Source organism: Oenococcus oeni DSM 20252 = AWRIB129 (genome assembly GCF_000372485.1).
GTDB classification, from domain to species: Bacteria; Bacillota; Bacilli; order Lactobacillales; family Lactobacillaceae; genus Oenococcus; species Oenococcus oeni.
On sequence record NZ_AQVA01000005.1, the window covers coordinates 45,040 to 68,976 of the forward strand.

Sequence of the window (23,937 nt, forward strand, 5' to 3'; positions counted from 1 at the left end):
ATTATATTTTCTCAATCGGGGCAAAAGAAGCCATTAATTGCTTAATTCCTTTTGAAGCAAAGGCAATTTTTAAAAGTTTATCACTGCCTTCATTATCAATCGCAACAATTCTTCCAATACCAAAAGTCTTGTGTTTAACCTGATCACCAAGTTGCCAATCCTTTTTCTCAGCCCCGTTGCCATGATAGGTTTTAGCAAAAGCCTGATCATATTTGCGGTTTGATGTTTCGGATTTGCGATCAAAAGGCATCGGCCGATCGTAATCGGATAAAGTCTGCGTTCGGCTCGAAGAAGGATTTTCTTTGTCAAGTAAGGAATCATCGATTTCATCAAGAAACATTGATGGTTTATTCGATTGAGCCCTCCCATATAATAGACGACCAAAAGCGTTCGTTAAATACAATTCTTCCTGCGCACGCGTAATAGCTACGTATGCCAATCGGCGTTCCTCTTCTAAGCCGTCGCGTTCCATCATTGCTCGGGCCGATGGGAAAATTCCTTCTTCGAGCCCAACAATAAAGACAACCGGGAACTCGAGACCTTTGGCAGCGTGAACCGTCATTAAAGTAACCTGTCCGGCGCTTTCATCATAGGAGTCCAGATCGCTGACCAAAGCAGTTTGACCGAGGAAATCAACTAAGGGATTATTTGTTTCAGATGCTTCTTCGTCATAATCCTGATCGAATTGTTTGGTTTGTGATAAGAACTCATCAAGGTTTTCGACTCTTGATTGAGACTCCAAATCATCTTTTTTTACGTATTGCTCGCGAATACCGGTTTGGTCAAAGATCTCATTTGCCAGCTCAGTTAGAGAAAGAAAATGCGATTGGTCGGAAAAAACCTGAATCATTTGGGCAAATTTGCGAAAATTGCTCTGGGCTTTTTTTGAAAGTCGGCTCTCGTCATCCAAAACAACGATCGATTTCATCAAAGAAAGGCCCTTCTTAGCAGCAAAAGAGCGCAATTTTTCAATCGAACTGCTTCCAATCGAACGTTTTGGTTCATTAACAATTCGTTCAAAGGCAGTGTCGTTATCAAGGTTTGCGGTTAGCTGCAAATAAGCAACGATATCCTGAATTTCCTTTCTCTCAAAGAAACGCGTTCCGCCAACCATTGTGTATTGAATCTTATTCGAATTAAAAACCTGTTCGAAAATACGCGACTGGGCGTTTGTCCGGAATAAAATCGCAAAATCATTTAGGCTGCGTCCTTTTTTAACGCCTGCCTGAATTTTAGTTAATACATAATGAGCCTCGTCGGATTCGGATTGGGCACGGTAATAATGAATTAAATTTCCATCCTGATTATTAGTCCAAAGGTTCTTTGGTTTGCGTTCGATATTATTTTGGATAACCTGATTGGCAGCCATTAAAATGTGTTTCGTAGAACGATAATTCTGTTCCAACAAAACCGTTTTTGCACCAGGAAAATCCTTTTCGAAATTAAGGATATTATTCATATCGGCACCACGCCAACCATAAATACTCTGATCAGAATCACCGACAACGGCTAAATTACGAGATCCAAAGTCGCCAGCCGCTAACATTTCAACCAGTTTGTATTGAGCGCCATTCGTATCCTGATACTCGTCGACGTGAATATATTTAAACTTATGCTGATAATAATGAAGAACATCCGGAGCTTGTTTGAAAAGCTGAATTGTCCGCATAATCAAATCATCAAAATCCATTGATTGCGATTGGGTCAAACGGCGTTCATAAAGATCATATGATTCGGAAACTGCCTCGTCAAAAGGCGTCTTAGCGGCCGTTTTTGCGTCGTTAGGTGTTTGAAGCGCATTTTTAAAATTAGAAATAGAGGCTAGAATCGATTTTGGATCGTATTGATTTGAATCGTAATTCAAATCGTTTAGTACGTGCTTCATTAAAGTTCTCTGACCACTTGAATCAAGAATCGAAAAGCTGGTCGTAAAACCGATTTTATCAACATCGCGCCGCAAAATACGAGCCGACAAAGCATGAAAAGTCGACACCCAAATAGACCGCGCATCTTCTTCGTCAACCAAGCCGGCGATTCTCTCTTTCATTTCGCGGGCTGCTTTATTTGTAAAAGTAATCGCTAGAATCGACCAGGGATCAACGTGCTTTTCTTTGACTAAATAAGCCACCCGATGAGTCAGAACACGCGTCTTGCCAGAGCCGGCCCCGGCCATAATTAATAGCGGTCCTTCAGTAGTCAGAACTGCTTCTTTTTGTTTATCATTTAAACCTGTTAATAAATCATTCACTCAAGCTATTCTAACATTGAATTTTTAGATATTTTTCTCAATTAATGCAAAATAAATTGTCAAAATAAGCATGTCGGCCGCTCCACCCAAACTGAGATTGAATCGATTAAAGTAATTATTGATTTTCTCAAGTTGCTTCCTCCCTGCCTGGCTTTGGCTGCCTCCCAGATCAAAATATTCATCAATCTGCGAGTTGACTTTTTCGATCACATCAGGATTTCCGGCTCGTTTGATCAAGTTGCTGTCTGGATTATGCCGGGCAATCAATAAAAGCGTGTCAAGTAGTCTGTCGTTTAGAGATCCTTTTCTTTTGTTAAAAAAAGGCAGCGCAAAACAACTAACAATCGGAAAACCAGCTTCGGCCTGTCCACGGATACCAGTTAGCCGATATTTTTCAAATTGAATTTCTCCAGCTGTTTGAAAATTCTTTTTATTTTCCAGATCGCGAGTGACAATTCCCTTCATCATTTTCTTAACAACAGTCAAAATATTTTCCGTTTTTAGAGACTTGGAATAAACACTGGCGGCAAGCACGATTCCAAGCGAAAAAATGGCCCCTTTATGGGTATTGACCCCTTTGGTAGCGGTATACATATCTTTTTCGGCTTGAATACCCAAGGGACGAATTTGATAAAATAAATCTCTCAAATCTTTTCCACGGAATTGAGCTGCTGTTTTAGAGACTTCTAAAAAATATTTTTCCAGGCTAAAGGAAGAATCAATAAAAGTAAAAACCGTCATGTCGGGATGAGTTGAATTGTCCAAAGGATCAACCAAGCCCGGTTTCGGAAAAACCGAGACCTCATATATAAGGGCCTTTAATGCGGCTTGTAGATAATTTTCAATCATTGAAAGCTTTCTTCGTAAATTTCCGAAATTCTGTCTTGGAGTTCTTTGATGGTGTGACGGCGGGAACGAGCGCATTCTTTAGCCGAGCGTTGACAAATCAAGCATTTTCTGCCGTTTTGTTTTAGCTGTTTGCGAGAAAGCGAGGAAATTATTCCTTTCTTATTCGTCAAAACATCAGCATCGAATAAACGGCCAAGATCGTTTTTATCCTCGAATGAGACAGCTGTTTTCTTTACATTGGCGGCTGTGTTTTTAATTAAATAAAAATTCTCGCATCCAGTCCCTTTGTCCCAGCTTTTTACAGCAATAATTTCAAAATTGGACAATTTTAATTCTTTTTCCAATTGGTCGATTCCTTTTTCAAATAAACTTTTTAACCGGCTATTATTCTTAATCGGTCCCGGAATATTCAATTTAACGGCCAATAAACAGTCTTCGGGATGTTTTTCTAAAATTTGTTTTTGCAGAGCAGCCCGATCGTCTTTATTAGCTAAGACATCGGCTATTTGCTGCTTTTCTCCACTTGAAAAGATATTTTCCATAATCATATTTTATTCCAATTAAAAACACGGGTTTTGCAACTCGTGTTTTAACAAATCAATCTTTGACCTGCTTAACGACATCAATCAAGCTGCCGTCACGATACTCGATCAAAGCAACTGTTTTATCGGTAAATTCCAAGGCTTTCGGTTTGCCGACGATTTGTTGGGCTTTTTGTTGCAACTCTTCAATCGTATAAACCGGAACACCAGGAATGTTTGACAAAGTTTCCAGCAAATCATGGCGTTTTGGATTAATCGCAATTCCAACTTCAGTGACCAGAACATCAATCGAGTCCCCCGGAGTTACTATTGTTGTCACATCCGGAACAACTGTCGCAATTCTTCCACGAACCAGTGGCGCCGAAATAATTGTCAATTTAGCAGTTGCTGCATCCTGGTGGCCACCAATCGCGCCACGAATAACGCCATCGGAACCGGTCATAACATTAACGTTGAATTTAGTATCGATTTCCAAAGCCGACAAAATTACAACATCCAATTGGTCAACCATTGCAGCCTTATTATCCGGATCAGCGTACCAAGATGCGTCGATTTCCTGCTGCTTGCGGTTGTTTTTCATCGAATCGGCAGCCCCTTTATCGAAATCCTGAACATCCATAATTTTGTTGACAAGACCTTCTTCCAACAAATCAACTGTTGGTTTAGTGATTCCGCCTAAAGCGAAACTGGCCTTAATTTTATTATCCAGCATTGCTTGGCGAAGATAACGAGTGACAGCTAAAGCAGCTCCGCCGGATCCAGTTTGAAAGGAGAATCCATCTTTGAAATAAGGAGAATGAGTAATAACCTCGTTGACCATTTGAGCAATTTTAAGTTCTTTTGGATCCTTGGTAAAACGGGTAGCACCGGAACCGATTCTGTCTGGATCGCCAACTTTAGCAACTTTAACAACATAATCAACCTGAGTCTGTTTTATCGAAGCCGGTGTATTTGGATAAGGAACAAGATTATCAGTTAAAAGAACGACTCTTCTAGCGTATTGGGCATCCATCAAAGCATATCCGAGAGAACCAAAAGCAGCATCCCCTTCCATTCCATTGGCATTTCCAACTTCATCGGAATTTGGTACTCCGAGAAAAGCCACATCTATCTTAATTTTTCCTTCTTCAATTGCCCGCGCGCGATTACCGTGTGAACGAAAAACAACTGGATTTTTCAAAAGTCCGTGAGAAACAGCGTCCCCTAAAGAACCACGCATTCCCGAAGAAGTTATATTGGTAATTGTTCCGCTTTTAATCGCCTTAACAACCATGTCATTCATGACATTAGTCAATGAAGAAGGAGCAAGGGTCAGGTCTTTAATTCCAAGATCGATAATTGCCTGCATCACATCGTTAAAAATCTGATCGCCCTCACGCAAATGGTGATGAAAAGAAATCGTCATGCCATCTTTAACGAGTTTCTCGACAATTTCTTTAATTGAATTAACAACTTTGTTGTCACCATTTGTAACCGTTACAATCGGCGCAACCCGTTGTTTATCAGGATGACCAATCTCAGTCGTCTCGAATGCTTTATAATTTTTGTCTTTTAAAATATCATCAGGTATTTCACGACCAACTCTATTTTTCAATGTAATTACCCTCCTGATCAATTAAGTGACTGGCCTTAGCTAATTTCATAACTCGCTGGGCCCGTAAGACTACCGGGCGATCGACCATTTGTCCATTCAAAGAAATAACTCCTGAACCTTTTGCCTTGGCTTCTTCAATCGCATTGATAACGTCTTCGGCTTTTTCTATTTCGGATTCACTTGGTGCGTAAACTTGATTGACAAGTGGAATTTGTCGTGGATTAACCAAGGATTTTCCATCAAATCCAAGTTGATGAATATACTGGGTCTCGCTAATAAAGCCTTCAGTATCATTCATGTTTGTAAAGACCGTATCAAAAGCTGCAATTCCAGCTGCACGCGCCGCGTGCAAAACCATGTTGCGAGCAAACTCCAATTCAGCTCCATCCGGATAACGATGAGTTTTCATATCTGTCGTATAGTCTTCGGCAGAAAGAGCAATTCCAATCATTCGATCAGAAGCGGCTGCAATTTCCGGAGCATTTAAAACTCCTTTGGCAGATTCGATTGCTGCCATCATATGCGTTGTACCGACTTCAATCGAAAACTTTTTTTCCGCCTCTTCAATTACCGATTCCAGTTGCCGCATCATCTCAGCTGATTCTGTCTTAGGCAAACGAATAACATCGACGCCGGCTTTAACCATCGCATAAACATCATTTTTGAAAAAAGGCGTATCAAGTCCGTTAACACGAACGACCAATTCAGCATCACCATAGTCCTGAGTTGTCAAAGCATTGAAGACAAGAATTCTTGCTGCATCTTTTTCGCTCAAAGAAACGGCATCTTCCAGGTCGAACATAATCGAGTCAGCTCCGTAAATTCCGGCGTCCTTTAACATTGCCGGATTATTGCCCGGAACAAACATCATCGTGCGGCGTAAACGTTCATCAGCTGCAGCCATCAAAGCACCTCCCAATTAATTTGATCTTCCTGATTCAAGGCTCGGGAAGCCGCTGTAATAGTTCTTGCCTTTATAACACAATCGAGTGCGCCTTTGTCGACAGCTCTGACTTTCGCATTGGTGATTTGAAACTTGTTTAAAGTATCGGTAATAACCTTGACAATCTGATCGCCAAATTGTTTTTTTACATCAGAAGTTAAATCGACATCAATGCCATCATTACCTTTGCTCAAAGTAATTTGAATATCAGACGATTCAGTTGTTCCTGCTAATGCAGTTTTTTTAATTTCCATTGATATTGATTCCTTTCTTAATTCTCGATTGCAGTTCGGTTTTATGTTCTTCCACGTATTTAATCGTTGTAAAAGGTAGGAACTGTTTTAACGGGACTAAATTATTTTTAGCAATTAGCTGTCGGACCTCGGTCGCAGTGATAATCGTTTCGGATTGGGTTTTTGCCCGCGGAATAATTTTAACCGACACACTCGGCGGTAAAACTTTTTCAAGAATCCGATTATAAATTCCGGTTGTTTTCGAAAAAGGTTCTTCCCCAAGAAAACGGGTCTGAATATTTAAAACAGGCGCAATTTGATTTTTGAATATCAAAGCATCGAGGGTTGTTTGATATTCAATCACCGTTTGATCAGAGGTCAGAAAATATGCAGGAAAAGTAGCATAGCTAACCATATAATCACCGCCGGAAACAACGAAAACATTTTTTAAATCAGCGGTTCCCTCTTTAACCAGTTGCAAACGTTCTTTGCTGTTAAACAAAGAAGCATCGGTGCTGACAACAAAAACATACACGTAATCATTTTCCGAAGCAGCTTTTTCAACTAAATAGCGATGACCTTTGGTAAAGGGATTGGCATTCATAACAATTCCGGCAATTTTCTTTTCTTCTTGGTTGGCGACCCGCGGAAGTTCGGCTAGATAGTCACCAATCAAATAATCTCCGCTTTCCAGTAAGGCGGCGTTATCTGATTTAGCCAGCTCTTTGAAACCGATAAACTGAAACGATTTGGAATATTTCGCTTTCGTGAAAACAAAGAGGTGGAATATACCTTTTCCGGCAGCCAAATTGGTTAATTGAGAAATAACACTATTAAATTCCGAACCGGAGCCTTCGCTTTCAACGGCAATGTATTTTAAAACATTTCCGGCTAAAGAACCGGTAGCCACTATTCGCTGGTCTTCAAACAAAGCAATTGTTTCGTCTATCTTGAAAACTTCCGCCGAACTAAAATTGCTGATACCATGTTCGGTTAAAAATTCCTTCCAAATTTGCAAATCCTTTTTGTTTTTTAATGATAAATTTTTGATTTGCATATTGCCTCCCATGCAGCATCAAATAAAGTTGATGATACTCATTATGATCGGTACAACAATGATAAATAAAGTCGATGTCATAACGACAATATTCGTGGCATATTTAACATCGGAATGATAAGTATCAGCCAAAATCGGCAAAACAGCCAAAGCCGGTGTTGCTGATTGAATAATCAAAGTCTTCTGAAAAATCGGTACCATTTGAATACCAGAATGCAATCCGGCAAAAATGATAATTCCCATAACGATTGGCGACAGAACAAAACGTCCCAATAAAGCCAGCAAAGAGTGAGCATCAATCCTCATTGAAGACAAGCCAAACTTCTTTAACATAATTCCGATATAAATCAATGACAAAGGCGTAACCAAACCGCCCAGTCCGGAAAGTGTAGTTGTGATAAAGCCAGTTCCGTTCGCAATATAATTAGCGGCTTTTGTAAAGAAAAAGATAAAAGGTAAAGCAACAATAAAGCCCCACAGCGGAACAGGCAGCAAATGACGCAAATCGAACTTGGCCTTGGTTTTTCCGCTGACAGTCGGATCGTCACCAGCTATAACCCAAACACCAAAAGTCCAAACAACAATTGTGTTGACAATGTAGTAAACAAGCAAATACGGAATTGACGTATCTCCAAATAAGGCGGTATTCAAAGGTAATCCGATAAATACAGTATTTGCGCCGTTGATAGCAACCATCATCAAACCACGACGACCTTTGGGAACTTTAAATAAACGAGTTAAGCCCCAAGAGATCAAATAACCAATTGCAACCGAAAGAATTACATAAATTAACCCGGTCGATAAAGTAGCAAGTTGCTTTGGTTTAAAACGCGAAAGCATCGCCATGAAAATTGAAGCCGGCAAAGCAACATTCATAATCAGTTTTGATAAAGCACTTTGAAAGCCTTCGCCAAACCAGCCTGCCCCCCGGCAGGCGTAGCCAATTGCAATGATGATAACGATTGAGAGAACACTCTGAATCGATGTCCAAAAAACACCCATATTTCTTCCTCCTGCCAATTATAGCAATCCTGAGATGACTTGAATTAATTGCTAAAAGGTCCTCTCACCCTAATAGCAATGGAGCAATGGCCAAATTAACCGGCAAATGTTTTTAAAGCATTGGCAACAGTCACTACAACCCCAGCTTCGAAGACACCGGGCACAATCTTATCACTGGTAGGATTTTCAACCATCGATGCCAAAGCCTTGGCAACAACCTCTTCAATTTTGTAATCAACTTGTTTGATTCCATACGTTAGCAAGCCCTTATAAAGGCCTGGAAAAACCAAAACATTATTAACTTGATTGAGATACTGGGCCGAACCAGTTGCGATAACTTGAGCCCCGGCGGTCTGTGCAATTTCGGGATTGATTTCCGGTAACGGATTTGCCAAAGCAAATACAATCGGTTTGGAGGACATTCTTTTGACCTGATCAGCTGATAATACATCGGCATCGGATAAACCTATAAAAACATCCTGTTGATCAATCACGTTATCAAGTGTTTGACCGGAAATATTTAAATTAATATCCTTGGCTAATTTTCTTTGATATTTGTTGTAATCTGAATCATCAGCTTTAACAACTCCATGAATATCGACCAAAGTCAGTTTTTTTATACCAATAGAAAATAACAAACGAGCCGTTGCAACTCCTGCCGCTCCGATTCCATTGATAACGATTCTCAAATCCTTAAGATTTTTGCCAACAACTTTGGCAGCGTTAATCAAACCAGCAAGAACAACAATCGCCGTGCCTTCCTGATCATCATGATAGACCGGTATATCCAAAGTTTGCTTAAGTTTCTCTTCAATTTCAAAACAGCGGGGAGCGGCAATATCTTCCAAATGGATTCCAGCGAAGGTATTTGAAAAATTTTTGACTGTTTGCACGAATTCGTCGACTGGGACCTGGTCGATTGCTACAGGAATCGCGTTTACATTAGCCAAGTCTTTATAAAGCAAAGATTTTCCTTCAACAATCGGTAAACCGGCAGCCGTACCGATGTTTCCCAAACCAAGGACAGCCGACCCATCAGTTACGACCGCCACCAATTTTCCGGAAATAGTATATTTATCCTTCAAACCAGGATTTTTCTCAATAATTTTTGAGAGCGCTGCTACTCCGGGAGTATAAGCTTTGCCTAAATCCTGCCGCGATTCAACATCCATGTCGGCTTTGACATCAAGTACGCCAACATTTTTTGAGTGAATTGCTAAAATTTCATCTAACTCTGTATTGTTAAGCGCCATAAAACCTCTTTTATTCAAAGAATAATTTTAAAGCATTTTTTAAATTTTGTAAATAAAAAGCTATTATTTTTAAATATTTTAAATCAATTAGATGATTATTTTTAAATATACAAAATATTTTTAATTTTTAAAAAGCATAAAATATATGTATGAAAACAAATGACGACATAACCTACCTCGAAAAGATTGCAAATATTTCTCATGACTATTATTTGACAAAATTAAGTATCGGCGAGATATCGGAAAAATATAAATTGAGTCGCTACCTAATCAGTCGATATCTTGACGACGCTTTAGAGCAGGGCTTGGTTAAAATAACCATCAATGCTCCGCAAGAGAGAAATTTCGAATTAGAGAAAAAATTTCGACAGTTGTTTACCATAAAAAATATTTTCATAATTAAAGACAGCGAGAACCCTTCTTTAAAAAATGAAAATGTAATTGCTTTTGCCGCAAAACATATTCAATCTTTAATTGAAAACAGTCAAGTAGTCGGTATGGCGTGGGGTGATACGGTTTATCGAGTAATCGACGCCTTTTCAGCCAAAGTCAAAGAGGACTTGGTTTTTACTCAGTTTATTGGTGAAAATATGAAGTATAAATCGGCTGCCGGATCGGGAAGGATGGTTGAAAAGGCTGCTGCGAAATATAGCGCGCAATTCGTGACAATCGCTGGTCCGCTTTATATTGTTAACAATCAAGCACGTGAACTGCTGAAAAAAGAACCGTCTTTTAATCGGGCAGGAAATCTAATTAAAAAACTGGATTTGATTTTTTGTGGAATCGGAACACTCAGTTCGATTGAATCAATTCCCGCTTGGAACGAAAATAAATCGATCATTTTTCCAGGTGTCAATTTCAAAAATGTGGCTGGCATGCTCTATGGGAGACCCTATAATATCGATGGGCAATTCTTAAATTTGTCCGATGACAAGGTCTTCGGCTCGAATATAAAATCAATTCTTTCAGTTCCCCGCCGAATAGCGTTTACAAACAGCAAGTTTAAAGCGCGAGCCATGCTGGGCGCTTTAAGAGGTCGTTTGCTAACCGATATCATTATTGATGAATCGATCGCTCAAAGAATTTTAATGGAAGCAGGGCGGGACTGATTAATCGTAAATATCCAAGTGATAGCGTTCGACAAGTCGAATAATTTTCTTTGCATAATCCGGATCGGTCGCATAAGCGTTTTTCACTAAAGCTTTGGTCCCATCGGTATAATTTTTTGCATTGATAACATCTTTATATTGCTTTTTATTCCAAGTTGTTCCCTTTAAAAAGAGACGGTTATGCTGATAAACAGATTCCTGCCAATTTTTGTAAACAGCAAAAGTGCCTTTAACAGTTACCCACTGGCCGTTAACATATTCTTGCGTATCGATTTTGACAGTTTTCTTTGCGTCATCAGAAGTGCTTTTCACACCAAAATAATTATGGTATTTAGAAGCTAAACTGCTTTTGCCCCAATCCGATTCAAGAATCATTTGTGCAATCGTAATCGAAGCAAGAATGCCATCCTTCTTTTGCCGTTTTTGGATATAGGGAGCGACCTTATCAATGAATTTTTGTTCGGCAATCAATGTATTTTCGTGATTAGTCATATCAATTTGATCGTTTATCGAACTTTCGCTGATGAAATAATAAGTGAGAGAAAAAGTCAGTAAAAAGACCAATGATACCGTCATTAGATTCAAAAGATTAGCAGAACCGGTAAAATCGAGAGTCTTTATTTTATTTTTTATTTTATTTAAATTAAATTTCGTCAAGTTGCCAAAGTTTTTTTAAAAACGGATCCTGTTTTGATTGTACCGGAGTTCCCGAGAATTTTGTCTTTCCATTTTCAATAAAATATAATCTGTCAACATTTTCCAAACCAATTAAATGATGGGTCACCCAAATCAGGCTTTTATTTTTCAAAACGCGAAAAATAGTCTGCATAACTTGTCGTTCGGTTAAAGGATCGAGGCTCACGGTTGGTTCATCTAAAATTACAATCGGCGTATCCCTTAATAAAATTCTTGCTAATGAAAGGCGTTGTTGCTCGCCACCGGAGAAACGGCTGCCCGCTTCTCTCATCGGAGTATCCAAACCATCCGGCAGGTTTGCCAATAATTTTCCCAAACCAACTTCTTTTAAGACTTCCATCAAACGATCGTTGTCTGCTTTTGGATCGACCAAACGCAAATTATTAGCAATAGTCATATCAAAAAGATAGGGATTTTGATCAAGAATAGAAAAAATTTGATTTTGGGAATTCTTAATTTGCGATTTTTCAACGCCGGAAATTTCCAAACTTCCACGATCACTTTTTAAATCACCGGTAATTAATTTTAAGAGCGTTGATTTGCCGACTCCGGAACGACCAAGAATGGCAACCTTACTTCCAAAAGGGATATTCATATTAATTCCTTTTAAAACCTCTTTTTTGGAATCATAAGCAAAAGATAAATTATCGATTTTAATATCCGGATGTAGATTCTCCTGCAATTGACTGATCGTCTGCTTTTTAATTGGGCCAAGGCTGTTTAAACGCTCGATACTATCCTTGTAGTAAGTAGCTTCGCTGGCACCTCGATTAAGATCAGTTAAAGCCTCCGACATAGGAAAAATTGCCAAAACAAAAGCCGCAATCAGATCGATTCCAACTGTATGTCCGAAAAACTGCTGGTAGCTCCAAAGCAAAGTAACTACTACCGTCGCCATTAAAAGGCATTCAATCAAAAAATCACGGACCCAACCAAAACGCCGACCGCCCGACTTTACTTTTGCCAACTGCTTGGACAATTTACTTTTTCGATCAGTGAATTTTCGCTGTTGTCCGGAGAGTTGCCAGTCGAAGGCTCCCAAAACGGCATCGGTTGCCAAATCAATACTTTTATCGGCTAACTTCTTTTGTTGGATGATCCTATCCCGGTTCATTTTCCAAGAAAAATACGGAAAACAGATCGCAATAATCATTAAAGCGATAAACCAAAATAGGCAAAAAGCCAAACTAAAAGCTGCCGTAAATAAAGTCACAAAAACATATAAAAGAATTCCACTGGCGATTGGAAAAATCGTTCGTAAATAAAGATTCTGCAACTGATCGATATCATTTGAAAGCAGAGAGATGACTTCGCCGGTTGAATGACTGCCGGCGACGATAGTCGAATTAGCATCAACTGTTTTGAACAATTTTTTGCGAGTCAGGGATACGATTTTTAAAACCCAATTATGGCTCGTTAATCTTTGTGCATATTTAAAAGTCGGCCGGCCGATTCCAAAAGCTCTCGTCAAAACAATCGGCACATATATCAGCATGATATTCGAAGGATGTTGGGCCGCACGGGTAATTAAGTAGCCCGAAGTAAACATCAGTGCCATCGAAGAAAAAATCATCAAAAAACTAAAGAGAACCGTCCAAAAAATACCAATTCGGTTTTCTTTTAAAAACGGCCTTACCCATTGATCGGATTTATTTCTCATCAGTCAGTTCCTTCCGTAATTCGTTCAGTTTTCCATCAAAATCTTCTAATAACTCCCTTGGCCTGCCCTGCTCGATTATGTGTCCATTGTCCATAACAAGTACATAATCCATTTGTTTCAGCCAATGCAAACGATGAGTTGCGAAAAATACCAAGTGATTTTCCAAAAGCGGCAGCATCGTTTGTTTCAGATCGTATTCAGTCTGAATATCCAGATGGGCGGTTGGTTCGTCGAACAAAAGAATGTGACGGTCGCTTGCCAAAAAGGCCCGGGCAAGAGCAATTCTTTGTGCTTGGCCTCCAGAAAGAGATTGTTCACTTTCACCAATCATAGTGTCGAAACCGTTAAAAAGGCCGCTAGCTAATTCGTAAATACCGGCTGCTTTAGCTGCCTTAACAACTTGTTCCTTAGGAGCATCCGGTTGATAAAAAGCAATGTTTTCTCTGAGACTTGTGTGAAAAATATAAGGTTTTTGGGGAATATAGATAATTTGTTTTTGCCAAGAAGTATTTTGAAAGTTAAGAAATTTATTCCGGTTAATCGAAATGTCGCCCCGTCCACTATTAATACCTGCCAACGAACTTAGGAGAGTAGTTTTACCGGAACCCGATAAACCAACCACAGCGACTTTGGCAAAACCGCGAACCAAAAAGTTGATATCTTTTAGAGCCGCCGGCTGCTGACCGTCTGGATATTGAAAGGAAAAATTATGGACAGAAAGAACTGTTTCGGAATCAATTGCCGGAACTTTTAAAGCGGAAATTTCGCTTGTCTTTTTCTGATTAATAACTGATAGAACCTCGGTAAAAGCATTTTTCCCATCCAAAGTCGCATGATAATCTTCGGAAAAAGTCCGCAAGGGTAAGAAATACTCCGGAGCAAGTACCAACAAAGTCAAAGCCGGGAAAAGAGACATCTTCCCTTCCATCAATGAAAAACCAAGAAAAACAGCGATCACAGCGATCGAAAGAGTTGTGAAAAAATCCAAAGAAAAGGTTGAAGTCATTGCAATCGTCAAACTTCGCATTGTCGATTTACGATATCTTTCCGAAGTTTCGTAAATTCTTTTCGTGAAAATTCTACTAAGACCAAGTTGTTTCAAAGTTTGCATTCCACGAAGCGTATCGGCAAAACGATTATTTAAGACTGTGAAATTTCGATACTCGTTATCAGCCCTTTTTTGTGCTGCCAGGCCTAGAATCACAAAGAAAAAAATTATGACTGGGAAAATAAGCAGCAAAAATAAAGCTTCCTGCCAGCGGAGGAAAAACATATAAATTAATAGTAACCAGGGAATAATGCTTAAATCGATTATTTTAATAAATATCAATTGAAAATAATTTTGAACATTATCAATTCCGGCATGTAACAAACTGACCGCATGCCCCGTACCAGTTTTAAAAATCGTTTGATCACCAAAGGATAAATACTTGCCAAGTAATTGGTCTCTTAAGCCCTCACTGGCTGTGACTGAAAAGGAATTTGCCGATCCTTCTTTAATAAGCGAGAAAAAATGTCGGCATAGTAAAGAAATTGCAAAACCGAAGATATATGGAACAGCCGAAGAAAAAGCCGATTGATGCCAAAGTATAACTATCGACTTGGACAGAAAAAAAGCCTGAAAGAGAATACTCACAGCTTGAAGGAACGTCAATAACACAAGCCAGGATAAAATATTTTTAACGCCTTCAATTTTGAAAATTTGTTTATCTATCATAAATTTACCAGCTTCAAGAAAACTAAAATAAAAACTCCAAGCAAGGAACGAATAAGGACACAAGTCGATAATTGGGCAACCTGCTAAGCTCTATTATAGAAGACAGCTCGATTTCGATAACAAAAAAGGCCTGCGTGTATTCTGCAGACCCTAAAAAACATTTTAAACTTTTGATATTTTAGAATTTAACGAGATTTCTTGTCTCTTGGCCATTGGCGATTGCAACAGCAGCATCAAAACTTTGATGAACCATTTCCAAAACAGCCTTGGTAGTATAGAAAGCTGTATGGGGGGTAACAAGAACATTCGGCCGATCGATCAAATCATCCAAACGAGCATCAGGGAACTTTTTGCCTTCCCAGTCTTCGTTAAAGATACCAATCTCATTTTCATAAACGTCCATTACCATACCGGAAACTTTGCCTGAATCAAGAGCGGCAACGACAGCATCGGTATCAACCAAATCTCCACGAGCAACGTTGACCAAAACAACACCGTCCTTCATCTTGGCAATTGAATCTTTATTAATCATATGAATATTTTCTTTAACAGATGGAACGTGCAAAGAAATAACGTCCGACTTGGCATAAAGTTCGTTTAAACTATCAACGTAAAGACCCTGTTTATCAATATCTGGGTTTTTAAAAATATCGTAGGCAACAATTTTTGCCCCGAAGCCCTGCAAAATTTGGATCAGGACACGGCCAATCCGTCCAGTGCCGACAACACCAACTGTTTGCATGCGGACTTCACGTCCAATTGTCGGTGCCCAGCGCAAATCGCGTTTTGCAACTTTTGCATCAAGTTCTTTACTGCGGCGCAAAATCCGCGCTAATTGAATAGCAGCATGTTCAGCAATGGCATTTGGAGAATATGCAGCAACGTTGGAAATCTTAAAACCAAGTTCCTTGGCAGCTTTAAGATCAATGTTATCGATTCCAACATTACGCAGGCTCATTTGGTGAATTCCCTGATCAGCCAGGGCCTGTAAAGTTTCGCGAGTATACGGGAGTTGTTGATAGACAACAACACCATCTGCTCCGGCTGCATTTTTAGCAGTTTCAGGTGTTAATAGTTCTTGAGTGAAAGCAACCTCAACCTCAGGATGTGCTGTCTCCCATTCCTTTAACGATGGCTTTTCATCATCTCGAATTCCATAAGCATAAATTTTCATTCTTTTCCTCCATTTAGACTCCGTTCTTAATTATATACAAAAATTCACAAAGCTCTTATCGTAGATTTCATCAAATTAAATTAATTATATGTATCCTCAAGAAAAAACAAAAATCAACCTAAAAATTGGTTCTTGTAGTTACTCCGGAGAAAAGAATTTATCTCTTTAAGCATTCTTTTTGTCGACGGTGCCTGAGCGAGGTTTTTATTGGTTACTAAGCAAATTGTCCGGGCGAAATTTTTATCGAAAGGATAAATATGAACATTACCGGATAACTTTTTTAAGGCTAATTCCGGTAGTATTCCCAAACCCAAACCACTTTCGACCATCGATAGAATTGACTGATCGTCAATTGAATAAGTTAACGAATTCGGCGTGACGTTATACTGATCGAGAGCTTTTTTAGTATCGCGATCATAATCTATTTGTTGGAGAATAAAACGACGACGGCCGATGTCCTGGTTTGTTACATTCATCTTGTCTTTTGGAACAAAATCAGATGGCGCAACACAGTATATTCGATCTTTAATCAAGGGTTCGACTAAAAGTTTATCGTCGACCGGCAAAGAACTAAAACCAATATCAATCGATCCGTTTGAAACACCATCGGCAATCTGATTGAAATTCCCCTGGAAAACAGTCACCTCGACTTGTGGATATTGATTTTTAAAGCGCCTGATAATTGTCGGCAGCCAATTGATGCAAACACTGCTAAAGGCTCCAATCCGAATTCTTCCGCTATTCAATCCCTTTATACTGGCAGAAACCTGATAAAGTTCTTCCTCAGTATTTAAAATAGCTTGAATCACCGGCAGAACCGTTTTCCCGTCGTTGGTTAATTCAACTCCGCTATGGTTTCTTAAAAACAAAGGGAAACCCAATTCGTTTTCCAATTGGCTAATTGAATGACTGACAGCACTGGGAGTTACGTTTAATGATTCGGCTGCATGAAAAAAAGTCTTTTTTTCGACAACTGCCGCAAAAACCCGGTAAGAAAAATTAACCATAATCATCCCTTTTAAAATTTTAGGTGAATAAAATTCATCAATATATGAAAAAGTTGAATTTTACTTATCTATGATCCGAGCATAACATTAAAAGAGAAAAGTATAAAGAAGTAAAATTCAAATACTTTTATTCTTATCGAGGTGAAAAAATATGAATCGTTTGGCAAGCAGAATAGAAAGAACGTCAAATAGCGGATTAGACAAACTTTTTGCCGCAAAAAAGGAAAATCAGATTGTTTTTTCGGCCGGTTATCCCGACCACAAACTTTTTCCGGAACAGGAATTGGGGCAGGCTGCAAAAGAGGTTTTTGAAAAAAACCAATTGAAACTGCTCCAATATAATACCAGTGTCGGATTACCGGAATTGCGACAAAAATTAGTAAAAAAAATGGCCTGGCACGACAAAATCAAAACCGACAATGACCATGTAATGTTGACTCAAGGGGCTCAACAGGGAATCGATTTGACGGCTCGCTTGATGTTAAACAAAGACGATGGTTTAGTAGTTGAGGGACCGACCTATATTGGTGCCTTGGCGGCCTTTCAAGCCTATGAACCGACTTTTTACGAAATACCGATCAAAGAAGACGGTATGGACGTTAATTTCCTGGAAGATACTTTAAAAACGCATGCCGTAAAGATGATTTATACAGTTCCGGATTTTCAAAATCCGACCGGCGCGGTAATGTCGTTGGAAAAACGCCGGCAAATAATCGAACTGGCAAACAAATATAATGTTGTAATCCTCGAAGACGGTACTTACCGTGATTTACGTTATAGTGGTCAAAATTTGCCAACGATTAAGTCTTTGGACAGCGAAGGAAGAGTCATCTACGTTAGCAGTTTTTCAAAGATCCTCGCTCCTGGATTGCGTCTAGGATGGTTGACGGCCGAAGATAAACTCTTTAAAGCCCTGATTGGCCTAAAAAGCGGAGCCGATATTGAATCGAGTAATTTAACAATGTCGATTGTCAATACTTACCTGGACGACAACAGCTTGGAGAATCATATCGCTTTGATCTGCAACTGTTATCGCCAAAAGAAAGATGCCATGCTGTCGGCTATGCGGAAAAATATGCCAAGTATCGCTCAATTTACTAATCCTCAAGGTGGATTCTTTATCTGGCTGACAATGCCAAAAAACTTCAATATGGATAAATTTGTCAATCAGCAGCAGCTATCAAAATCTGGCGTTCTAATTACATCGTCAACTAATCTTTATCCTTCCGGAAATATTAAAAATGGTGCCAGAATCAATTTCACAGGTGAATCGCTGGCAAATATCGAAGTCGGTATCAAGAAGTTGGGGCAAGCATTGAGTGCAGCCTGGGATGAACAAATCAAAAACAAAATCATTCAGGTTGGTTAACCAAGTGAACAGAAAACTTTTAAAAAATTAAAAAAAGCCGGTCCGATTAAAGGCCGACTTTTATTTATATAGTTTGAAAGCTACTATGTGAATGATTATTTAAATATGAACTAAAAGATTTTGGCGGTCGGTACTTATTAAAAGTACCTTGTAAAAAATTATGATACTTTTAATTGAAAACAAATAATTTACTTTAACTTTTATACCGTGCCTACTTAATCGAGCGATCCTGACTATAGAACTTGACATAAAGCAATCAGATCAAGCGGAATTATCTTGTCTGTATATTGCTATTGCTCAATTTTTTAATTAACAATCGGATGATCCTTGGCCCTTATCTCAGGGGCGCTCTATAACCGGCTTTCACAGCATCGGAAACAGTCTTAAACCATTGGACAACATTCTTGGTGCGATTATAATAAGTGCTGCCTGGAACATGATAAATATGATCGACAGATCCTTTAATCAGACCATTCCCATTGGCATCAACGTATTCTTGTTCGCCGGTATTATTCGCAGCAGCCTGATTAGCCTGAGCATTACGCTGAGAAGCGGCCTGAGAAGCGGACCTCTGAGCTGCTGCTTGCGCAGCGGCAGCACTGGATGAAGCTGCAGCACGAGCAGCTGCCTGTGAAGACGAAATAACCGCCGCTCTAGAAGAAGACTCAGCCGCCTCTGATGAAGCCTTAGACGAAGCAATCGACGCGGCTTTAGCCGATGAAGATGCTTGAGAAGCAGCCTTTTGTGATGCTTGAGAAGCCGAACTACGTTTGATTGTAAGGTGAACGATTGTTTTACTTACATATTTCCTAGGATGCTTTTTAATTAATTTATTAACTTTATTAGAGTCAATAGCGTAGGCAACTTTATTGACAGCTTTTTGTAGCTTGATAACTTTTTTGAAATGGCCTTTTTTATTGGCCCTAACGCTAAACTTTTTATAGCCGCCTTTGTACTGTTTGAAAAATACTCTTTTATCACCCTGAATTCGACCAGAAACAGTGGCTTTACCAGCAGAGTTAGTAACCACAGTGAATTTTCTAGTATGCTTCCCGGTGATATGCAGTTTAATCACTTTGACTGCTTGTTCTTTAGCGAACACCGTCCCGCTAGTGGGCTGACAATTGTTTAAAGCTCCAAAACCCAACAATAAAAATACAGTGACGAATGTAATCACAAAATTATGAACAATTCTTCTCTTCATTTATTACCTTCTCTATATATTTAACTTTCTCTCTAAAAGTTAGCCCATATATTCATGAACTAATTTAATTTTAAACGTTATACACAATTTCGCACACGAAAATTACCGATTTTTGCTACTAGGTTTTCGTCTGTTTTCTATTAAAATTTCTGATTTTTTTAGCTTCCAACCAAATCAATATGCCACAAGACGAAATAAAATAAAAAACTGTCATCTCAAAAAATGACAGTTTTAATACAATGGCCCAACCCGGACTCGAACCGGGAGCTTAGACTTAGGAGGTCCGTGTTTTATCCTGTTAAACTATTAGGCCAAAAAAATTATTGATTATCAGCAGGAAAATCAATTCCAGCACTTTTTCTTAAATCAAAAAGCAATTGATTAATTTGAGTAGCAGTCTTAAGCCACTTCTCGTATTCGGACTGATTTTTCTCACTAAAACGATCATTTAAAACTCTAGCAAAATCATCAGCCTCATTAAAAAGTGGGTTTCGGCCACTGCCATCAGCAACAAACTGTTTATCATGACCATTAATTACAGCGATTTGATTTAGTTCCGAAGGACTGTCAATTTCAATCGTATGTTTGAGACCAAATATTTCAGTTGGAGCAGTTGAAGTAAATACTTTGGAAATAAAAATGCCAACAGAAAATCCACTATATTTCAGATTAATCCAACCAAAAGCATCAATCCCATTCTTTAATAATTGTGCTTTGTAGTCAATTTTTTCAGGATAGCCAAACCAACCAAGTGCATCATAAAGCGGATAAACACCTAAATCATAAAGTGCTCCACCAGAGAAATCCCTTGTAAAAACATTTGGTGGATTATCGGGTTTCGCTAAATATTCATCATACCTACTCGAATAGTGAGCGTAAACCAGATTTGCTCCTTGCAACAAATCAAGATTTTTGACCGTCGATTGTACAACTTTAAAATTCGGATCATGATAATTTCTGGCTGCTTCAAACAAGCGGATTTTTGGATGAAGTTTCAATAAATCAATAATCGTCCTGAATTGATCAGGATTCGAAAAAGAAGGTTTTTCAACAATTACATCAACATCGTGTTTGATTGCAATTTGTGCATGTTCAAAATGAAAAGAATTAGGAGAAGCCAGGTAAACAACCTGAATTCCAGAATCAATGAAATCGTCGAAATTATCGTAGAGTGAAGCTTTGTTCTGTTGAATTTTTACGGAAAATTTTTTAGCATTTTCCTTGTTACGAGAATAAATAGCTGATATTTCGTATTTTCCGGTTTCGAGCACAGCTTGAGCAAACTGCGCCGTAATCCAATGAGTACCAACCAATCCAAGTTTTATCATTTCTCAATTCCTTCAGATAATTTTTTTAAATCAGCTTTGCTACCATCAAAAACAGATAAAGGCAGGCGGAAGGAACGCATTCCTGATCCAACCTTCCCATTAGCATTATACTGGACAAATTGATTCTCTGAACCCAACCCATCCAGATTGTTTTCAATCAACCAATATTTTAAATTCAAACTGGCTAATTTAGCATGAACTTCATCGTAAACCGTCTTATCGCAACGAACGATGACAGAATTATTCGGATAGTATTCCTTTAGATCCTGCAGCAACCCAAGCAGATTCGTAATTGAATTATCATCGGTAATCGAGTCGTCGGTGACATAGACAGCAATTGGAAGGTTGCCGACCTTTTTGCCGACTTTTCTAACAAAATACAGATAAGCCGAGTAAGCAGTAATCGAGGGATCATAGATAGTCATTGAGCCAACCGAAAGACCGGCATCCTTTGCCGACTTGATCGATGTCAGAAAAAGATTGTCAAAACTGCTGTTACCGGTTGTTGAACGAAAATAAACAAATCTGATGTTTTGAGACTTTAAATAAGAATAATCCGTATAGGGCTGGTCGGAACTGAGTGTTGTCCCTAAAGCGTATTTCTTTAAATTGGCCTTGCTCGCTTGAGAATTACTAGAGCTAATCGAACTGACAGAATTAGCAGAGCTACTTGAATGAGCCTTTTTGTCAGAACTTTTCTTTTTGGCTTTATCCTGCTTATCAGTTATTTTTTGACTAATATTTTTAGCAGAAGAGGCCGCTGCCGATTTTCTGGCTGGAGCTTTAGCAGTCGTCCAAAGCGTAAAAGTCCAGACAAGACCAAAAGCAAGCAAAATAAAGAAAATATAATCCAGAAAATTCTTTTTTGTTCTACCCCGCTTCTTTTGCACGTTTCTTATTATAGCTAAGTCTTAAGGATAGCTATAATTATATTTATGCTCGAAAAGGCAAAACGATATTATCAACGAAAAAGAAGCGTTGTCAACTATATAATTTTTGGCGTTTCGGCTTTCTTCATCAGCTTCTTGGTTTTCGCTCTTTTAGAACAATTAACGCCAATGGATTGGGCTACAGCTAATATTGTTGCCTGGATAGCGGCGACAATATTTAGCTATTACACAAATCGATCATATGTTTTTAACAGCCATCATGAGAAATTTCTATCCGAAGCAATCGAAATGGCGCGTTTTTTCGTTGGTCGTGGTTTTACTTTGATTGCCGAACAATTGATTTTATGGATCGGAATCCAATTATTGGGGATGTACTCTCTAACGGTAAAGCTGATCGCACAAATTGTTGTCATTACCCTAAATTACCTAATCAGCAAATTTATCGTCTTTAGAAAAAAAGAGAAGCATAGCTCCTCCGAGATTAAAAAATCCGATCGATAAATTTGTAAATAAAAACCTATAGAAGCGAATCTTTCATCTCAGTCCTATAGGTTTTGTTTCTTGCTTTTTTAATTTTCATCTATTTTGAAGAATCATAAGCAAGAGGCCTAATAGCAACCAAATTACGCCCATTACTGCTGTCGCTCTCTTCATCACCGACTCAAAACCACGAGATTTCTGCGCCTGGAAAAGATCGCTAGCGCCTCCCGAAAGAGCACTTAAGGCATCCTGTTGCTTACTTGGCTGCATCATAATACTTATTACAATAATGATCCCCAAAACGATTAATGCAGTTAAAATAATATGTTCCATTACATATGTCAGTATATCAGATTGCCCGCCTATAAAAAATCCTGGTATTCCAACAAAATAAAAAAGCCCTCGCAAGAGGACTTTATTTTATATAATAAGCAGTTACTCCAACTTAGCAAAGTGAAGCAAAGTACGAACCATGTTTGAAGTGAATCCGTATTCGTTATCGTACCAAGAAACAGTCTTGACTAATTGTTTGTCGCCAGCAGTAATAACTTCCAATTGAGTTGGGTCGTAAACAGCTCCATGAGTATCGTTAATAATATCAGATGAAACAATTTCATCTTCGTTCCAACCAAAGCTTTCATTACCCTTGGTGTATTCCTTAAAGGCATCATTAACCTCTTCAGGAGTAACCTTCTTTGACAAAATAGTTGTCAATTCAGTTACGGAACCATCAACAACAGCAACACGCTGAGCATGACCATTCAACTTGCCATCAACTTCTGGAACAACCAAGCCGATCGCCTTGGCAGCACCAGTGCTGTGAGGGATTGTGTTTGAAGCAGCGGTACGGTTAGTCCGCTTCTTTGAGCTACGAGGTCCATCAAGAATCATTTGAGTCGATGTGTAAGCGTGGATAGTAGTCATTGTTCCAACTTCAATACCAAACTTGTCTTGTAACAAACGAGCCATTGGAGCCAATGATTGAGTAGTGCAAGAACCAGCAGAAACAATTGTGTCGGATGATGTCAAAGTATCTTGGTTAACACCATAAACAATTGTAGGAATCTTGCCGGCAGGTGCAGAAATTAATACCCGCTTTGCACCAGCATCGATATGAGCCTGTGCCTTTTCTTTTGAAGTATAGAATCCAGTACACTCAAGTACATATTCAACACCATCGTTCTTAACCCAAGGAAGGTTACGAGCGTCTTTTTCAGAATAGATATGATAGTCTTTGCCGTTAACCGTCAAAGTAGAAGTATCATCATTTGCTGAAACATCGGCGTTCAAAGTGCCATGAGTGGTATCGTACTTAAGCAAGTAAGCAAGCATTGAAGGTGTAGTTAAATCATTGATAGCAACGACTTCAATATCTGAAGCTTTATCTTGCAATTCCATGATCCGGCGGAAAGCCAAACGGCCGATTCGTCCGAATCCATTAATACCAATCTTTACAGTCATGGAAAATTTTCTCCTCTTATGAATATTTGGATATTGTCCTAGATCAGTATACCACGGGCTACTGACAAAGCTTGACCAATGAATAGTTTCACGCGCTTTTTCCAGCTTGACAAAAATTTAA

Annotated in this window: 22 protein-coding genes and 1 tRNA gene; 3 read left to right on the plus strand and 20 right to left on the minus strand. The window is 38.9% G+C overall.

The genetic code is table 11. The features are described 5' to 3' along the window. Position 1 precedes the first annotated feature (1 nt). The 9 genes from pcrA to A3G9_RS0104505 form a co-directional block, all read right to left on the minus strand. A complete protein-coding gene (gene pcrA, locus A3G9_RS0104465) occupies positions 2 to 2,248 on the minus strand; it encodes a DNA helicase PcrA (protein ID WP_002818226.1) in 2,247 nt (748 codons plus the stop codon). A gap of 24 nt (positions 2,249 to 2,272) precedes the next feature. Continuing rightward, the gene (locus tag A3G9_RS0104470) at positions 2,273 to 3,097 is read right to left on the minus strand and encodes a triphosphoribosyl-dephospho-CoA synthase (protein ID WP_002818225.1); all 825 of its coding nucleotides are present in this window, start codon (positions 3,095 to 3,097) and stop codon (positions 2,273 to 2,275) included. Then, a complete protein-coding gene (gene citX / locus A3G9_RS0104475) occupies positions 3,094 to 3,645 on the minus strand; it encodes a citrate lyase holo-[acyl-carrier protein] synthase (RefSeq protein WP_002821564.1) in 552 nt (183 codons plus the stop codon). The genes A3G9_RS0104470 and citX overlap by 4 nt, the downstream gene beginning before the upstream one ends. 49 nt (positions 3,646 to 3,694) lie before the next feature. After that, positions 3,695 to 5,233, minus strand: a complete 1,539-nt coding sequence (citF, locus tag A3G9_RS0104480; RefSeq protein WP_002821069.1) for a citrate lyase subunit alpha — start codon at positions 5,231 to 5,233, stop codon at positions 3,695 to 3,697. Further along, positions 5,223 to 6,137 carry a citrate (pro-3S)-lyase subunit beta gene (gene citE, locus A3G9_RS0104485; protein ID WP_002818222.1) on the minus strand — a complete coding sequence of 305 codons (915 nt, stop codon included), beginning with the start codon at positions 6,135 to 6,137 and terminating at the stop codon, positions 5,223 to 5,225. The genes citF and citE overlap by 11 nt, the downstream gene beginning before the upstream one ends. After that, the gene (gene citD, locus A3G9_RS0104490) at positions 6,137 to 6,430 is read right to left on the minus strand and encodes a citrate lyase acyl carrier protein (RefSeq protein ID WP_002817844.1); all 294 of its coding nucleotides are present in this window, start codon (positions 6,428 to 6,430) and stop codon (positions 6,137 to 6,139) included. Before citD ends, citE begins: the two co-directional genes overlap by 1 nt. Further along, positions 6,420 to 7,466, minus strand: coding sequence for a [citrate (pro-3S)-lyase] ligase (citC, locus tag A3G9_RS0104495; protein WP_002818221.1), 1,047 nt, complete (start codon positions 7,464 to 7,466; stop codon positions 6,420 to 6,422). Before citC ends, citD begins: the two co-directional genes overlap by 11 nt. An 18-nt stretch (positions 7,467 to 7,484) precedes the next feature. Further along, positions 7,485 to 8,468 carry an AEC family transporter gene (locus tag A3G9_RS0104500; protein ID WP_002818220.1) on the minus strand — a complete coding sequence of 328 codons (984 nt, stop codon included), beginning with the start codon at positions 8,466 to 8,468 and terminating at the stop codon, positions 7,485 to 7,487. Between the two features lie 95 nt (positions 8,469 to 8,563). Beyond that, positions 8,564 to 9,721, minus strand: coding sequence for an NAD(P)-dependent malic enzyme (locus A3G9_RS0104505; RefSeq protein WP_002818219.1), 1,158 nt, complete (start codon positions 9,719 to 9,721; stop codon positions 8,564 to 8,566). Positions 9,722 to 9,870: 149 nt separating this feature from the next. On the opposite strand from A3G9_RS0104505, the gene A3G9_RS0104510 reads away from it, so the two are divergent. Further along, positions 9,871 to 10,830, plus strand: a complete 960-nt coding sequence (locus A3G9_RS0104510; protein ID WP_002818218.1) for a sugar-binding transcriptional regulator — start codon at positions 9,871 to 9,873, stop codon at positions 10,828 to 10,830. On the opposite strand, the gene A3G9_RS0104515 is transcribed toward A3G9_RS0104510, so the two are convergent. The 5 genes from A3G9_RS0104515 to A3G9_RS0104535 form a co-directional block, all read right to left on the minus strand. After that, positions 10,831 to 11,487, minus strand: a complete 657-nt coding sequence (locus A3G9_RS0104515) for a glycoside hydrolase family 73 protein (protein WP_002821565.1) — start codon at positions 11,485 to 11,487, stop codon at positions 10,831 to 10,833. Beyond that, positions 11,474 to 13,186, minus strand: coding sequence for a thiol reductant ABC exporter subunit CydC (cydC, locus tag A3G9_RS0104520; RefSeq protein WP_002817848.1), 1,713 nt, complete (start codon positions 13,184 to 13,186; stop codon positions 11,474 to 11,476). The genes A3G9_RS0104515 and cydC overlap by 14 nt, the downstream gene beginning before the upstream one ends. Beyond that, entirely contained in the window at positions 13,176 to 14,903 is a 1,728-nt protein-coding gene (gene cydD, locus A3G9_RS0104525) for a thiol reductant ABC exporter subunit CydD (RefSeq protein WP_002818215.1), read from the minus strand. Before cydD ends, cydC begins: the two co-directional genes overlap by 11 nt. 178 nt (positions 14,904 to 15,081) lie before the next feature. Then, entirely contained in the window at positions 15,082 to 16,077 is a 996-nt protein-coding gene (locus A3G9_RS0104530; RefSeq protein WP_002821070.1) for a D-2-hydroxyacid dehydrogenase, read from the minus strand. A 113-nt stretch (positions 16,078 to 16,190) separates the two neighbouring features. Further along, entirely contained in the window at positions 16,191 to 17,084 is an 894-nt protein-coding gene (locus tag A3G9_RS0104535; RefSeq protein ID WP_002818213.1) for a LysR family transcriptional regulator, read from the minus strand. 151 nt (positions 17,085 to 17,235) lie between these two features. Here A3G9_RS0104535 and A3G9_RS0104540 point away from each other — a divergent pair, with 151 nt between their 5' ends. Beyond that, the gene (locus A3G9_RS0104540) at positions 17,236 to 18,453 is read left to right on the plus strand and encodes an aminotransferase-like domain-containing protein (protein ID WP_002821567.1); all 1,218 of its coding nucleotides are present in this window, start codon (positions 17,236 to 17,238) and stop codon (positions 18,451 to 18,453) included. Positions 18,454 to 18,787: 334 nt separating this feature from the next. On the opposite strand, the gene A3G9_RS0104545 is transcribed toward A3G9_RS0104540, so the two are convergent. The 4 genes from A3G9_RS0104545 to A3G9_RS0104560 form a co-directional block, all read right to left on the minus strand. Next, positions 18,788 to 19,657 (minus strand): sunset domain-containing protein, encoded by an 870-nt coding sequence (locus A3G9_RS0104545; RefSeq protein ID WP_002821568.1) that lies wholly within the window; start codon positions 19,655 to 19,657, stop codon positions 18,788 to 18,790. Positions 19,658 to 19,897: 240 nt separating this feature from the next. After that, positions 19,898 to 19,970 (minus strand) — tRNA-Arg (locus A3G9_RS0104550). Between the two features lie 7 nt (positions 19,971 to 19,977). Continuing rightward, positions 19,978 to 20,985 (minus strand): Gfo/Idh/MocA family protein, encoded by a 1,008-nt coding sequence (locus A3G9_RS0104555; RefSeq protein WP_002821071.1) that lies wholly within the window; start codon positions 20,983 to 20,985, stop codon positions 19,978 to 19,980. Beyond that, a complete protein-coding gene (locus tag A3G9_RS0104560; RefSeq protein WP_002818208.1) occupies positions 20,982 to 21,875 on the minus strand; it encodes a GH25 family lysozyme in 894 nt (297 codons plus the stop codon). The genes A3G9_RS0104555 and A3G9_RS0104560 overlap by 4 nt, the downstream gene beginning before the upstream one ends. A gap of 45 nt (positions 21,876 to 21,920) precedes the next feature. Between A3G9_RS0104560 and A3G9_RS0104565 the strand changes: the two genes are divergently transcribed. Beyond that, on the plus strand, positions 21,921 to 22,376 hold the full coding sequence (locus A3G9_RS0104565) for a GtrA family protein (RefSeq protein WP_002818207.1): 456 nt from the start codon (positions 21,921 to 21,923) through the stop codon (positions 22,374 to 22,376). Positions 22,377 to 22,451: 75 nt separating this feature from the next. On the opposite strand, the gene secG is transcribed toward A3G9_RS0104565, so the two are convergent. Both secG and gap read right to left on the minus strand, forming a co-directional pair. Then, positions 22,452 to 22,688 carry a preprotein translocase subunit SecG gene (gene secG, locus A3G9_RS0104570; protein ID WP_002817855.1) on the minus strand — a complete coding sequence of 79 codons (237 nt, stop codon included), beginning with the start codon at positions 22,686 to 22,688 and terminating at the stop codon, positions 22,452 to 22,454. A 102-nt stretch (positions 22,689 to 22,790) separates the two neighbouring features. Beyond that, positions 22,791 to 23,816 carry a type I glyceraldehyde-3-phosphate dehydrogenase gene (gap, locus tag A3G9_RS0104575; RefSeq protein ID WP_002818206.1) on the minus strand — a complete coding sequence of 342 codons (1,026 nt, stop codon included), beginning with the start codon at positions 23,814 to 23,816 and terminating at the stop codon, positions 22,791 to 22,793. Between the last annotated feature and the right edge of the window lie 121 nt (positions 23,817 to 23,937).